We start from the raw sequence: 14,164 nt of genomic DNA, 5'->3' as shown, positions 1-14,164 counted from the left end.
TCAGCACAGATAATCGCGCCGGAAATCGGCAGCGAAGGCAGCGAAGCGTCCTTCAGCGATGGCATCGCGCATCGTCTGCATCAGGTGCTGGTAGAAGGCGATGTTGTGCTCGGTCATCAGCATCGCGCCGAGGATTTCGCCCGCCTTGACGAGATGATGGAGATAGGCGCGGCTATAGGTCCCGCAGGTGTCGCATGGGCAGCGCGGATCGAGCGGCTCCTGATCCTCGGCGAAACGGGCATTGCGGAGATTGAGAGCGCCGTTCCAAGTAAAGGCCTGCCCGTTGCGGCCCGACCGGCTCGGCAGGACGCAGTCGAACATGTCGACCCCGCGCTCCACCGCGCCGACCAGATCGTCGGGCTTGCCGACGCCCATCAGATAGCGGGGGCGGTCCTGCGGCAATTGCCCCGGCGCGAAATCGAGCGTGGCGAACATGGCCTCCTGCCCCTCCCCCACGGCGAGGCCGCCGATCGCATAGCCGTCGAAGCCGATATCGGTCAGCGCGTCAGCCGAATAGCGGCGCAAATCCTCGTCGAGCGCGCCCTGCTGTATGCCGAACAGGGCGGCATTTTCGGCATGGTCGCCACCCGCATCGAAACCGTGGCGGCTGCGCCGTGCCCAGCGCATACTCATTTCCATGCTCTTCGCGATCGCGTCGCGCGGCTGGTCGGCACGCGGGCATTCGTCGAAGGCCATGACGATATCGCTGCCGAGCAGGCGCTGGATCTCCATCGAACGTTCGGGCGTCAGCATATGCTTCGACCCGTCGATATGGCTGCGGAATTCGACCCCCTGCTCGGTCAGCTTGCGCAGATCCGACAGGCTCATCACCTGATAGCCGCCGCTATCGGTCAGGATCGGGCGGTTCCAGTTCATGAATTTATGCAGGCCACCGAGCCGGGCAACCCGTTCCGCACCCGGACGCAGCATCAGGTGGTAGGTGTTGCCGAGGATGATGTCCGCACCCGTCCTGCGCACGGTTTCCGGCTTCATGGCCTTGACCGTGGCGGCGGTGCCCACCGGCATGAAGGCGGGGGTGCGGATGTCGCCGCGCCGCATTCGGATCGTGCCGGTGCGCGCCGCGCCATCGGTCGCGGCGATGGTGAATGCAAAACGGGGTGCGGTCATCTGGCGCGTCTCAGAAACCGTAGACCAGCGTGAAGCGGGTAAGCGTATCGGTGCTGACCGCGTTCAGCGGCGGATCGCTGTCGTAATCGACCGAATAGGAAAAGCGCGTGCTGATCCGGTCGCTGACCTTGGCGTCGAGACCGGTGATCAGCGACAGCGTGGTGCTCGGCCCGCCGATCAAGGCGACCGCCTGCCCGCCCGCCTCGGCAACCGCATTGGCGTCCTGCGTCAGCTTCAGCCCTTCGGCGAAGGTCCAGTCGAAATCCACGCCGAGCAGGGCCGCGAGGCTGCTTTCATTGTCGCCATTGACGAATTCGGTATGCCGCAAGGCAGGACCACCCTTGACCGATAATTGCAGGCTGTCGTTTTCCACGACCTTGTATCCAAGCCCGCCCGACACGGCATATCGCTGATCGAAGCCCTGGAAGACATTGCTTTCGAACTGGCCGAGCCCGTAGGCGAACAGGCGGTCCTCGATCTGGTAGCGCGGTTCGTAGGAGGCGAAATACTGCTCGCGGCTCGTGATCCCGCGCGAACGCTGGTAATCGGCGCGACCGCGCAGCTTGTGAGTCCAGTCGACCCCTTCGCGATCAAGCGAAAGCGCGGCGGTGAGCCCGAGATTGTCGCTGTTCCCGGTCGAGCGGAAAGCGCCGATCTCGCCGCGCCCGTTCCAATTGTCGAACAGGCCGGCCTCGCGAAGTTCGCGCTCTTTGACCGTCGCGGCGAGAGCCTCGCGCTCTCTCCTCGCTTCGTTGAAATCCTTTTCGAGCGCGGCGATCTCGGCGGCACTGTCTGGATTGGTTTTCTTCGCGGTCGCCGCAACTGCGCCGAAGGTGGCGGCATCGCCGGTTTCCGCTGCCGCTTCGAGCATGGCGCGCACCGGATCGGGCAAGGCCGATTTAACCGGTTCGGGCGCGCCCTCCTCCTGGGCCAGAACGGGCGCAGCCAGGCCCGAAGCCAGACACAGGGAAACGAGCGAAAGGGAGCGAAGACGTAACGGCATGGGTCTCATTTATATTCTTATGCGCGCAATCGCCACCCGGTCTTGAAGATGAAAGCGATCACCCCGACGCATAGGGCGAGGAACGCCAGCGTGATTCCGAAGCTGACCCAGATATTCACATCGCTGCTGCCGTAAAAGGTCCAGCGCAGTCCACTGACAAGATAGACGATCGGGTTGAACAGCGCGATCGTGTCCCACGGCTTGGGCAGCATATCGATCGAATAGAAGGTCCCGCCGAGAAAAGTCAGCGGAGTGAGGAACAGCATCGGGATAATGCCGAGCTTTTCGAAATTGTCCGCCCAGATGCCGAGGATGAAGCCGAACAGGCTGAAGGCGGCGGCAACCAGCATGATGTAGATCACGGCAAGGAAGGGGTGCGCGATCGAATAATCGACGAACAATCTCGCCGTGACGAGAATGATCGCCGCCAGGATCAGGCTCTTGGTCATCGCCGCGCCGACGAAGCCGATCAGCGTTTCCGCCACGCCGATCGGCGCGCTCAGCAATTCGTAGATCGTGCCGGTAAAGCGCGGCATGTAGATCCCGAAACTGGAATTGCTGGTCGTTTCGCCGAGCAGCGTCAGCATCAACAGGCCGGGAATGATGAAGGCGCCATACTGGACCCCGTCCAGATCGGGCATCCGGCCACCGATCGCCGCGCCGAAGACGATGAAATAGAGCGCGGTGGTCAGGACCGGCGCCAGCACGGACTGGAACGCAGTGCGCAGGAAACGCGACAATTCGCGCGTGTAGATCGACCAAGTCGAGCGCCAGGCGATCATGCGTCCTCTCCCAGCAGCGAGACGAAGATATCCTCGAGACTGCTCTCGCGCACGTCGATCCCGGTATAGTCGATATCGGCGGCGATCAGCGCCTTGGTGATCGCGGCGACCTCGGCCTTGCCCTTCCCCGTCCCGTCGCCGCCGCGATAGCAGAGCGATTTTCCGCCCTCTTCAAGCTCGACCGGATAGGCCGTCAGCGCGGGCGGGAGCGCGGCGAGCGGTTCGGCGAGCGAGATATGCGCTTCGGTGCGGCCCAATCGCGCCATCATCGCGTCCTTTTCGTCCACCATGATGATCTGGCCCTTGCGGATGATGCCGACCCGATCGGCCATTTCCTCGGCTTCCTCGATATAGTGGGTCGTGAGGATGATGGTGACGCCGCGCGCGCGCATCTCGTCGATGATCGCCCACATCCCCTTGCGCAGTTCGACATCGACCCCGGCGGTCGGCTCGTCGAGGAAGAGCAGATCCGGCTCGTGCGCCAGCGCCTTGGCGATCAGCACGCGGCGCTTCATGCCGCCCGACAGGGCCATGATCCGTTCGCCGCGCTTGTCCCACAGGCTGAGCGAGCGCAGGATTTCCTCGATCCTCTTGGGGTCCGGCGCGAGGCCGAACAGGCCGCGCGAATGCGCCACCGCGCGCTCCACGGGTTCGAACATATCGGTGGCGAGTTCCTGCGGCACCAGCCCGATCCGCGCGCGCGCCTTGCGCCAGTCACGCGCCAGATCGTAGCCGAAGGCGGTGATCGTGCCCCCGCTCGGCCGGACCAGACCGCATACCGCGCCGATCATCGTGGTTTTGCCCGCCCCGTTCGGCCCAAGCAGCGCGAAAATCTCCCCCCGCCGGATCGTCAGATCGACGCTGTCGAGCGCCTTAAGCCCGCTGGAATAGACCTTGGTCAGGCCGGAAATCTGAAGGATCGGGTCGGTCATCCGCTCCGATTACGGGAGCAGGAGGGAGGAGTCACCATAGGAATAGAAACGATAACCGCTGTCGATCGCGTGGGCGTAGGCGGCCTGCATCCGCTCGCGCCCCATCAAGGCGCTCACCAGCATGAACAAAGTCGATTTCGGCAGGTGGAAATTGGTCATCAGCCCATCCACCGCGCGGAATTGGTAGCCCGGCGTGATGAAGATGTCGGTATCGCCTTCCCAGCCCGCAATGCTCCCGTCGGGCGCAACCGCGCTTTCGAGCAGGCGCAGGCTGGTGGTGCCGACCGCAATCAGGCGCCCGCCCGCCGCGCGCGCGCCGTTCAGCCGCTCGGCGACCTCGGGCTCGATCCGGCCCCATTCGGAATGCATCCGGTGATCGGCGGTATCCTCCGCCTTTACGGGCAGAAACGTGCCTGCACCGACATGCAGCGTCAGGATTTCGCGGCCGATCCCGGCCTCGTCCAGCGCCGCGACCAGTTCGGGCGTGAAATGGAGCGAGGCGGTCGGTGCCGCCACCGCACCGTCGCGCGCGGCGAACATGGTCTGGTAATCTTCGCGATCCTGCGCGTCGGTCGAACGCTTGCCCGCGATATAGGGCGGCAGGGGCATGGTGCCCGCCCGCTCCAGCAGCAGTTCGACCGGTTCGGTGCCGGGGAAGGACAGGGTCCAGCTGCCATCGTCATGGCGGGCTTCGGCCACCGCCGTCACGCCGCCGCCGAAGGTGAGGATATTGCCTTCCTTCACGCGCTTGGCATTGCGGATGAAGGCCTGCCAGCGCCTGAGGTCGACCCGCTTGTGCAGCGTCACGCCGATCTTCGCCTCGCCGCGCCGCCCTTCGAGCTGGGCGGGAATCACGCGCGTATCGTTGAAGACGAGCACGTCGCCCTTTTTCAGCAAATCGGGCAGGTCGCGCACGCCGCGATCCTCGAACGCGCCGCCTCCCGCACTATCGGGGCGCACCACCAGCATCCGCGCGGCATCGCGCGGGCGCACGGGGCGCAGCGCGATCCGCTCGGGCGGCAGTTCGAAATCGAAAAGGTCGACCTTCATCGGATGCGAAATCGCTCCGTAGCGATCACTCGCCCAGTGGAGCGTTGAGATCGTCGGCGGTCATCTCGGCACCCGGAGTCTGCGGGCCGGGCGTCGGCATCGCCTGCATCGAGGGTTGCGGGCGATTGTCGCTGGCGATCGAGGCCTGCATGATGCGCGTGGGATTCTGCGGCGGCTCGCCACGCTGGATCGCGTCCACGGCAGCCATGTTCCCGATCACGCGACCGAAATTGGTATACCGCTTGTCGAGCGCGAAACGCGGATAGAAGACGATGAAGAACTGGCTGTTCGCGCTGTCCTCGCTCGCCGCGCGGGCCATCGCCACGGTGCCGCGAATATGCGGCATCGGATTGAACTCTTCCTTGAGATCGGGAAGCTCGGACCCGCCCTGCCCCGTGCCGGTCGGATCGCCGGTCTGCGCCATGAAACCGTCGATCACGCGGTGGAAGATCACGCCGTCGTAAAAGCCCTGCCGCGCCAGCGTCTTGATGCGCTCGACATGGTTGGGTGCCCAGCTGGGCATCAGGCGAATGGCGACGCGCTGCCCGTTCGACAGGTCGAGCAGGAGGATGTTCTCGCGGTCGTTCTCGATATTGTAGTCGATCTGCTCGTAGACCGGCCGGGCCGCGGGCGTTTCCGCCGCATCCTGCGCCTGTGCGTTGGCTGGGGCAGCGATCGGGCTCAGCGTCAGCGCTGCGAGCGCGCTCAGGGCGGTGGTGACCTTCAGCATCGGGAATCCGTCATAATTATCGGGGATAGGAGGCGGGCTCTAGCGAGCGCGCGCTTTCTTTTCAATGAATGGGACTTTTCAAGGGATGGGGTCTTCGGGGACGAAGGCTCGCGCCCGCGATACCCGCGGTACCCGCGATATCGGATCAGTAATCGCCGCGCCGCCCGATCGTCTCGACCCGCGCGATCACATCCTCGCACACCTCTCTGCTCACGAAAGGCTGGATATCGCCGCCGAACAGGGCGATTTCTTTGACCAGCTTGGATGCGATCGGTTGCAGCGAAACATCGGCCATCAGGAATACCGTCTCGATGTCGTCATCGATCTGCTGGTTCATGCCCGCCATCTGATATTCGTATTCGAAATCGGCGACCGCGCGCAGACCGCGGATAATTACGCTCGCGCCCTGCCGCTTCGCGAATTTCATCAAAAGCGCGTTGAACCCGACGATCTCGACATTGGCGAGCTTCATCGAATCGACCTCGCGTTCAACCATGGCGAGCCGCTCGTCGGTCGAGAACATCGGATCCTTGGATGGATTGGTGGTCACCCCGATGATGAGGTGATCGACCAGCTTGGCGCCGCGCCGGATAATGTCCGCATGGCCCAATGTGATAGGGTCGAAGGTCCCGGGATAGATGCCGATACGCTTGCTCATAGGCTTCCTCTCCGCGCCCGCGTCTAGCGGTCCCGCTCGATGACGAAGCGGGCCAGCGCTTCGAGCAGGCGCGCATCCGATCCGTGGCCCGCGACATGGCCGATCGCCTGATCGACCAGAGCGCGCGCCTGTTCGCGGGCTTTTTCGGCGCCCATCAACGTGACAAAGGTGGCCTTGCCCTGCTCGCCATCCTTGCGCAGCGCCTTGCCCGCCAGCGCCTCGTCACCCTCCACGTCGAGAAGGTCGTCGGCAATCTGGAAGGCGAGGCCGATATCGCGGGCATAGGCACGCAGATGCGCCCGCCCCTCGGGCGGGACGCGGCCCAGAATCGCGCCCATCTCGACACTGGCGCCCAGCAGAGCGCCGGTCTTCAATTGCTGGAGGCGCGTGACCTGGTGGAGATCGTAATCCTCCTCGTCCGCCGCCATGTCCATCATCTGGCCGCCCGCCATGCCTTCGTGCCCGCTGGCCCGCGCGAGGACGGAGACGAGCTCGCTGCGCACGAACGGATCGGAACTGACGTCGCTCTGCGTCAGGATGTCGAAAGCCAGCGCGTGCAGCGCGTCGCCCGCCAGCACCGCGGTTGCCTCGTCGAAGGCGCGATGGACGGTCGGCTTGCCGTGCCGCAATTCGTCATCGTCCATGCAGGGCAGATCGTCATGGATCAACGAATAGGAATGGATCGCCTCGACCGCGCAGCCCGCCGCGACCGCCGCCGAGCGATCGACGCGGTAGAGGTCGGCCACGGCGACCACCAGCAGCGGACGCACGCGCTTGCCGCCGCCGATCGTCGCGTGGCGCATCGCCTCGACCAGGCGGGCGCGGCTGTCGGACGGCACGGGAAGATAGGCGTCGAATGCGCGATCCACCTCGTCCTGCACCCGCGCCAGCGCGGATTTGAGCAGGTCGTCGCTGTCCGAAACGGCCATCGTCGTCATGATGCGGCGTCGAACGGAGCGGTGCCGGTCGCACGGCCCTGCCCGTCGGTCACGATCTTCTCGATCCGCGCCTGCGCCGCGTCGAGCCGCGCCTGACAATGGGTGCGCAGCGCCTCGCCCCGTTCATAGAGGTCGATGCTGCGATCGAGCGTGACCTCCCCGCTTTCCAGCTTGCGCACGATCTCTTCGAGCGCACGCAGCGCGTCCTCGAAACTCATATCCGAAATGGCGCGCGTCGCATCGCCCCGAGCATCCTGATCCATGGCGCCGAGCATTGACCGCACGTCGCGCCACGGTCAAGTAATGCGGCGGGGATTAGCAACGGGGCAGCGGGACATGGTGCACGGATGGAAGCTTGAAGCCGATCGGGACGCTCCATGTTCATAGGCCATTTCGCGCCCGCCTTCGCCGCCGGGGCGATCTCGCCGGAAAGCCCGCGGCTCGGCACGCTGTTCGTGGCCGCGCAACTGGTCGATTGGGCGTTCTTCCTGTTCGTCCTGGTGGGCATAGAGGAGATGCGGATCGTGCCGGGAATCACGGCGATGAACCCGCTCGACCTCCATTACATGCCTTACACCCACAGCCTTGCCGGGACGGCCGTGTTCGCACTGGTCTTCGGCGTGATCGTCTGGAGGATGTCCCGCAACGCGGTCGCGGGCGTTTGGGCGGGCTTGGTCACCCTCAGCCACTGGCTGACCGATCTCCTCGTCCACCGGCCCGATCTCACGCTGGCGGGCGGGCCGGACAGGTTCGGCCTGGGATTGTGGGACCGACCGCTGATCGCGATCCCGCTGGAACTGGCGATGACGCTGCTGGCCTTCGTCTGGTATATCCGCGCGACCAAGGGTCCGGTCGGCCCGCCTCTCGTCCTGATCGGCGCCATGCTGCTGTTGCAGACGATCTCTTGGTTCGCGCCCGAACCCACGGTGATGAGCGTGTGGCTCCCCATCACCGCGCTGGTCGCCTTCGCGATTCTCACCATGCTCGCCACCTGGGTAGGGCGGACACGGTGGCATAAGCGGCAAACCGGGCTGGCAGTGGCGAGCGCGCGCGGCTAAGGCGCGGCGCATGAGCGCAATCACTCCCGATGTCGTCGCCCAGCACGGGCTGTCCGAAGACGAATACCAGCGTGTGCTGAACGCCCTGGGGCGCGAGCCGAATCTGGTCGAGTTGGGCATTTTCTCAGTCATGTGGAGCGAGCATTGCTCCTATAAATCGAGCCGCCTGCACCTGAAGAAGCTGCCCACCGAAGCGCCCTGGGTGATCTGCGGACCGGGCGAGAATGCGGGCGTCATCGATATCGGCGATGGCCAAGCTGCCATCTTCAAGATGGAGTCGCACAACCACCCGAGCTATATCGAACCCTATCAGGGCGCGGCGACCGGCGTGGGCGGTATCCTGCGCGATGTCTTCACCATGGGTGCGCGCCCCGTCGCCAATGCGAACGCGTTACGCTTCGGGCGGCCGGAGCATCCCAAGATGCAGCATCTGGTCAAGGGCGTGGTCGCGGGCATCGGCGGATACGGCAATTGCGTCGGCGTGCCGACCGTGGCGGGCGAGACCAATTTCCACCCCGCCTATGACGGTAACATCCTCGTCAACGCGATGACCGTGGGCGTCGCCGATGCGGACAAGATCTTCTACAGCGCCGCCACCGGCGTCGGCAATCCGATCGTCTATGTCGGCTCCAAGACCGGGCGCGACGGCATTCACGGCGCGACCATGGCGAGCGCCGATTTCGAGGAAGACGCCGAGGCCAAGCGGCCCACCGTCCAGGTCGGCGATCCCTTTACCGAAAAGCTGCTGATCGAAGCCTGCCTCGAACTGATGGCGACCGACGCCATCGTCGCCATTCAGGACATGGGCGCGGCGGGGCTCACCAGCTCCAGCGTCGAAATGGCGACCAATGGCAAGGCGGGCATCCGGCTCGACATGAACAAGGTGCCCTGCCGCGAAGAGGGGATGACGCCTTATGAAATGATGCTGAGCGAGAGCCAGGAGCGGATGCTCATGGTGCTGAAGCCTGGCAAGGAAGAGATGGCGCAGGCCATCTTCGAGAAGTGGGAACTCGATTTCGCCGTCATCGGCGAAGTCACCGATACGCGCCACATGGTGCTGGAATTCGATGGCGAGGTCGTATGCGACATCCCGCTCGGCCCGCTTGCCGCGGACGCCCCCGAATACGATCGCCCCTATCTCAGCCGCGAGGATTATGCCGCCTGGGCCAAAATCGCGCCGATGAGCGAGCGGCCCGACACGCAGGATGTGGGCGAGGATCTGCTGAAGCTGCTCGCCAGCCCCAATCTCGCGTCGAAGGGCTGGATTTCGCAGCAATATGACAGCCAGGTGGGCGCCGACACATTGCAGACCGGCGGCGATGCCGGTGTGGTCCGCGTGCATGGCACCAAGAAGGCGCTTGCCATCAGCACGGATTGTACGCCGCGCTATGTTCATGCCGACCCCTATGAAGGCGGCAAGCAGGCCGTGGCCGAAGCCTATCGCAATCTGTGTGCGGTCGGCGCGCGGCCGCTCGCCATCACCAATTGCCTCAATTTCGCCAATCCGCAGCGGCCCGAGATCATGGCGCAGCTGGTCCATGCGCTCGACGGGATGGGCGCGGCCTGTCGCCTGCTCGACTTCCCGATCGTGAGCGGCAATGTCTCGCTCTACAACGAATCGAAGGCGACCGGCGGCGGCTCCGCGATCCTGCCCACCCCCGCGATCGGCGGCGTGGGCCTGATCGATGATTACGATCGGATGATGACCATGCCGTTCAAACAGGACGGCGAGGCGATCTACCTGATCCGCGCGGAAAGCTGGGCCACGCCCGATCCCGAACGCTCGCATCTCGGCAAGTCGTTGTGGCTCGACGTGGTGCATGGCCGCGACGAAGGCCGCACCCCGCCGACCGATCTGACGGTCGAAAAGAATGCGGGCCAGATCGTGCTGCAACTGATCGCGGACGGGCTGGTCAGCGCTGTGCATGACGTGTCGGACGGCGGCCTCGCCGTGGCGCTCGCTGAAATGGCGATGGCGGGCGGGATCGGCGCCGAGGTCGAATGGCACCGCGACTACACCCAGGCGCAGTGGTGGTTCGGCGAGGATCAGGGCCGCTATATCGTCACCGTGCCCGATACCGAAGCGCTCAACAAAGCGCTCGCCAAGGGGACCGAGAACGCGGAAACCGCCTCGATCGGCTTCCGCCGCATCGGGCGCACGGGCGGCGACACGCTGTTCGGCAAGACGATCGCGGAATTGCGCGCTGCGCACACGCGGTTCTTCCGCGAATGGATGGAAAGCTGAGCGGCACGACGCCCTTCCCGGCAGGGCCAGACCTGTCGGACGAGGAGCGGATCGCCCGCGCGCAGGCCGCTTACGAGCGGCTCTCCACCCGCCGCTCCTGCCGTGCCTTCGCCGACACGCCGGTGCCGCGCGCGGTGATCGAATACGCCATCCGCGCCGCCGGCACCGCGCCCAGCGGCGCCAACCATCAGCCCTGGCATTTCGCGGCGATCGGCTCGCCCGACAAGAAGCGCGCCATCCGCGAGGCGGCGGAAGCGGAGGAGCGGCGCTTCTATGGAGCGGAGGGCGATTCGCCCAAGGCAAGCGAGGAATGGCTCGCCGCGCTCGATCCGCTCGGCACCGATGCGTCGAAGCCGTTTCTCGAAACCGCGCCCTGGCTGATCGTCTGCTTCGCGCAGCGCAAGGGCGGGATCGAAGAGGACGGCGCGGCGCAGAATTATTACGTCACCGAAAGCGTCGGGCTCGCCTGCGGGATGCTGATTGCGAGTTTGCACGAGGCGGGCCTGGCGACGCTGACGCACACGCCCTCGCCCATGGGATTCCTGCGCGACATTTGCGGGCGACCCGAATGGGAAAAGCCGCTGATGATCGTGGTGGCGGGGCATCCGGCTCAGGATGCGAGCGTGCCCGATCACGCGCTGCGCAAGAAGCCGCTCGATACGATTTCCAGCTGGCTTTGAGCCCACCCCGCTGCGACTAGCGAGCAAGCTCGCAAGTCTCTTAACCCCTCCCGCTTGCGAGAGGGGGCGGTGCAGTTTGGTGAGCCGCAGGCGAACCTAGCGAACCGGGGTGGGTGCCCTCCCCTACGCAGCCTTGGCGAGCCCCGAATCTTTCCCCAGCAGATCGTAGGGGTCCAGCCCCTCTTCGCGCCAGATACGATGGCATTCGCGATACCAGTGCGGTTCGGGAATGTGCAGCAATTCGCGCGCGTCGCTCAATTGAGTCGCCAGCAATTCCTGGATCGGCAGATCGACCAGCGGCGGGCAGGCATTCCCCGTGCGATGCGCCTGACGCACCGCGCGCAGAACCGGCGCCTTGCTGCCCTTCGTCATGCTGCGGATGTTCAGCGCCCCGGCGTAGCCGATCAGGAGATGCCCGTGGCTCGGCTGTTGGCCGTAGGTGAACAGCAGCACGCATTGTTCGCCCAGCGCATCGCGGCCGTATCCGGTCAGGATATGCATGAGGTCGTGCACGTCGCGCGAGCGGAACGCATACCAGTCGGTGAGATCGCCGTATTTCGGACGGCCCAATTTATCCGCTTCGGCAACCAATCCCGCAGCGGAAAGCCCCTCGCTCTCCATGAAATCGCAATAGGCCTGGGCGACAGAGCCCTGCGGCATCTGGCGCAGGGTTTCGTGATCGTCGAGGATGGGCGGCAGGAAAGGTTCCGCCTTGCGCAGCCGTTCCCCCTCCGCGCTCAGCGTCAGACGGCGGACCCGCTCGGGAAAGTGCTTCGACGGCAGCGAATCGAAAATCTTGAAGACGTGGCTGGTCTCTTCCTTGTCCTCCAGCAGGTCGCGGAAATGGCCATAGGCCTTGGGCAGCGAATAACGCGGCTGGGGCCGGCGCGGATCGCGCAGCAACGTCCCGTCGCTGGCGGCTTCGAGGTCGGACTGGATCGGCGCTTGCTGGGTCATGGGAAGGGAAACCTCGCTGGGATACAAAGCTTACTTACACAAGTGTAAGCACGAGGTAAACGCGCTTCAAGTCACCCCTCGACCCATTCGTTTTGCGGGATGTTGAGCAGCTTGAGGATCGCGGTCAGGTTCCGGCTTTCGATCCGCCCGTTGGCCGCAGCGCGCGCCTTGGGTTTGGCGCGATAGGCGAAACCGTAATCGGCCGCTTCCAGCATCGGAATGTCGTTCGCCCCATCCCCGCTGGCGAGCACGCGCGCGCCTTCGCCCAGACGCTCCAGCTCTTCTTCCAGCACGCGGCGCTTCGTCGCCGAATCGCTGATGGCTCCGTCGAGCGCGCCGGTCAGCCTGCCGCCGGCGACGGCCAGGCGGTTGCCGACGACGCGCTCGAAACCGAGCATCTGAGCCACCGGATCGGCGAAATGGTGGAATCCGCCCGTGACCAGCACGGGGTGGCATCCCTTGGCCTTCAAGGTCGAAACGAGGACGCGCGCGCCCTCGACCGGCTCGATCCGTTCATCGAGACAGCGCTCGATCGCGCTTTCCTCCAGCCCTTCGAGCAGCGCGACCCGCTCGGCCAGCGCGCTGGGGAAATCCAGTTCCCCGCGCATGGCGCGTTCGGTGATGGCGGAGACCTGTTCCTTCAACCCCGCGAAATCGGCCAGCTCGTCGATGCATTCCTGACCGATCATGGTCGAATCCATGTCGGACACGAACAGGCGCGGGATCTCGATCTCGTGATCCGCCACCAGCAGGTCGCAGGCGCCGAAATGCTGTTCGAGGACATCGGCGACCGCAACCGGTTCGCCCTCCGCGAGCGATATCTGAAGGACGTCGCCGCAGAAATCGAGCATTCCGGCAAATGCGACCGGCGTTCCAGCCTGTGCGAGCGCGTTGCGAGCCCGTTCCAACCGCGTTTCGAGCGCGTTACCGATACTTGCCTGATCTGCTATCAGCCGGGCGATGATCACGCACGAATTCCTTGAAAACGCCGTTTCCGGCAAACCCGTCGCGCTCATCGCAGGGCCGACCGCCAGCGGCAAGAGCGATCTGGCGGTGCGGCTGGCGCGCAAACTCGAAAGCACGGGCCGCCGCGCGGTCGTCATCAACGCCGACAGCGCGCAGGTCTACAGCGATCTGCGCATCCTCAGCGCCCGGCCGAGCGAAGACGAAATGGGCGGTATCGAGCACCGCCTGTTCGGCAGCTGGGACGGCGCGATGGCCTGCTCTGCCCCGGATTGGGCAGAGGCGGCGAAGCGCGAGATCGACGATCTTCACGCCGAAAATGCCGTGCCGATCCTGTGCGGGGGTACGGGCCTCTATATGCGTGTGCTCCTCGAAGGGATCGCGGCGATCCCGCCGATCGATCCCGCGATCCGCGAAAGCGTGCGCGCCATGCCGACCGATATGGCGTTTGCCTTTCTCCAGGACGAAGACCCGCAACGCGCCGCACAGCTCGCGCCTGCCGACAGCCAGAGGATCGCCCGCGCGCTCGAGGTCGTTCGCTCGACCGGGCGCAGTATGCTGGACTGGCAGGCTGACACGCAGGGCGGGATCGCGCATCGCATCGATCTCCACCCGCTCATTCTCCTGCCCGATCGCGAATGGGTGTTCGACCGCTGCGATCGCCGCTTCGCCATGATGCTCGCGGAAGGCGGGGTCGAGGAGGTGCGCACCTTGCTCGACCGCGATCTCGATCCGGCGCTTCCGGTCATGCGGGCGATCGGCGTGCCCGAAGTGGCGGCCATGCTGCGCGGGGAGCTCACCCGTGAGGAAGCGATCGAGCGCGGGAGGCTGTCGACGAGACAATATGCGAAGCGGCAATTCACCTGGTTTCGCAATCAATCGCCAAGCCAATGGCCGCGTTCGCGCAATGAAACAATCTCTTTACGCGATATTTTTGTATCTTTGTTTCAAAAAAGCGTTGACATCCGGGCTTGAAGAAGAGATATGTCTCCCAGATCGGCCCGGCGCGCTAACCCCCGCCCCGGGCCGATTTCCATGAT

Annotated in this window: 15 protein-coding genes; 4 read left to right on the top strand and 11 right to left on the bottom strand. The window is 64.9% G+C overall.

Annotated elements, in window-relative coordinates; all coding sequences use genetic code 11:
- From tgt to GRI47_RS04390, 9 genes are all read right to left on the bottom strand, one after another.
- Entirely contained in the window at positions 1-1,128 is a 1,128-nt protein-coding gene (gene tgt / locus GRI47_RS04430; protein WP_160660136.1) for a tRNA guanosine(34) transglycosylase Tgt, read from the bottom strand.
- A 10-nt stretch (positions 1,129-1,138) separates the two neighbouring features.
- Positions 1,139-2,131 (bottom strand): DUF481 domain-containing protein, encoded by a 993-nt coding sequence (locus GRI47_RS04425; RefSeq protein ID WP_160660135.1) that lies wholly within the window; start codon positions 2,129-2,131, stop codon positions 1,139-1,141.
- Positions 2,132-2,148: 17 nt separating this feature from the next.
- Positions 2,149-2,913 carry an ABC transporter permease gene (locus tag GRI47_RS04420; protein WP_160660134.1) on the bottom strand — a complete coding sequence of 255 codons (765 nt, stop codon included), beginning with the start codon at positions 2,911-2,913 and terminating at the stop codon, positions 2,149-2,151.
- Positions 2,910-3,845: an ABC transporter ATP-binding protein gene (locus GRI47_RS04415; RefSeq protein WP_160660133.1), complete on the bottom strand. Its 936-nt coding sequence runs from the start codon at positions 3,843-3,845 to the stop codon at positions 2,910-2,912. Before GRI47_RS04415 ends, GRI47_RS04420 begins: the two co-directional genes overlap by 4 nt.
- A 9-nt stretch (positions 3,846-3,854) precedes the next feature.
- Entirely contained in the window at positions 3,855-4,895 is a 1,041-nt protein-coding gene (queA, locus tag GRI47_RS04410) for a tRNA preQ1(34) S-adenosylmethionine ribosyltransferase-isomerase QueA (RefSeq protein WP_160660132.1), read from the bottom strand.
- Positions 4,896-4,920: 25 nt separating this feature from the next.
- A complete protein-coding gene (locus GRI47_RS04405) occupies positions 4,921-5,625 on the bottom strand; it encodes a peptidylprolyl isomerase (RefSeq protein ID WP_160660131.1) in 705 nt (234 codons plus the stop codon).
- A 145-nt stretch (positions 5,626-5,770) separates the two neighbouring features.
- Positions 5,771-6,283 carry a pantetheine-phosphate adenylyltransferase gene (gene coaD / locus GRI47_RS04400; protein WP_160660130.1) on the bottom strand — a complete coding sequence of 171 codons (513 nt, stop codon included), beginning with the start codon at positions 6,281-6,283 and terminating at the stop codon, positions 5,771-5,773.
- 23 nt (positions 6,284-6,306) lie between these two features.
- On the bottom strand, positions 6,307-7,212 hold the full coding sequence (locus GRI47_RS04395; protein WP_160661298.1) for a polyprenyl synthetase family protein: 906 nt from the start codon (positions 7,210-7,212) through the stop codon (positions 6,307-6,309).
- 5 nt (positions 7,213-7,217) lie between these two features.
- Entirely contained in the window at positions 7,218-7,484 is a 267-nt protein-coding gene (locus tag GRI47_RS04390) for an exodeoxyribonuclease VII small subunit (protein WP_160660129.1), read from the bottom strand.
- Positions 7,485-7,598: 114 nt separating this feature from the next.
- On the opposite strand from GRI47_RS04390, the gene GRI47_RS04385 reads away from it, so the two are divergent.
- The 3 genes from GRI47_RS04385 to GRI47_RS04375 are packed head-to-tail and all read left to right on the top strand — an operon-like array spanning position 7,599 to position 11,204.
- Positions 7,599-8,279 (top strand): hypothetical protein, encoded by a 681-nt coding sequence (locus GRI47_RS04385; protein WP_160660128.1) that lies wholly within the window; start codon positions 7,599-7,601, stop codon positions 8,277-8,279.
- A 10-nt stretch (positions 8,280-8,289) separates the two neighbouring features.
- Positions 8,290-10,524 (top strand): phosphoribosylformylglycinamidine synthase subunit PurL, encoded by a 2,235-nt coding sequence (purL, locus tag GRI47_RS04380; RefSeq protein WP_160660127.1) that lies wholly within the window; start codon positions 8,290-8,292, stop codon positions 10,522-10,524.
- Positions 10,509-11,204, top strand: coding sequence for a nitroreductase family protein (locus GRI47_RS04375; RefSeq protein ID WP_160660126.1), 696 nt, complete (start codon positions 10,509-10,511; stop codon positions 11,202-11,204). The genes purL and GRI47_RS04375 overlap by 16 nt, the downstream gene beginning before the upstream one ends.
- A gap of 123 nt (positions 11,205-11,327) precedes the next feature.
- On the opposite strand, the gene GRI47_RS04370 is transcribed toward GRI47_RS04375, so the two are convergent.
- Positions 11,328-12,161 carry a Coq4 family protein gene (locus GRI47_RS04370; RefSeq protein WP_160660125.1) on the bottom strand — a complete coding sequence of 278 codons (834 nt, stop codon included), beginning with the start codon at positions 12,159-12,161 and terminating at the stop codon, positions 11,328-11,330.
- 71 nt (positions 12,162-12,232) lie between these two features.
- Complete coding sequence (gene serB / locus GRI47_RS04365; protein WP_160660124.1) at positions 12,233-13,129, bottom strand: phosphoserine phosphatase SerB; 897 nt, start codon at positions 13,127-13,129, stop codon at positions 12,233-12,235.
- Between serB and miaA the strand changes: the two genes are divergently transcribed.
- Complete coding sequence (gene miaA / locus GRI47_RS04360) at positions 13,122-14,099, top strand: tRNA (adenosine(37)-N6)-dimethylallyltransferase MiaA (protein ID WP_160660123.1); 978 nt, start codon at positions 13,122-13,124, stop codon at positions 14,097-14,099. The two genes, serB and miaA, sit on opposite strands and share 8 nt — an antisense overlap.
- Positions 14,100-14,164: the final 65 nt, after the last annotated feature.

Source organism: Qipengyuania pelagi (assembly GCF_009827295.1).
GTDB classification, from domain to species: domain Bacteria; phylum Pseudomonadota; class Alphaproteobacteria; order Sphingomonadales; family Sphingomonadaceae; genus Qipengyuania; species Qipengyuania pelagi.
Note: the sequence above shows the minus strand (reverse complement) of the source record. Positions and strands in the feature narration are given on the sequence as shown.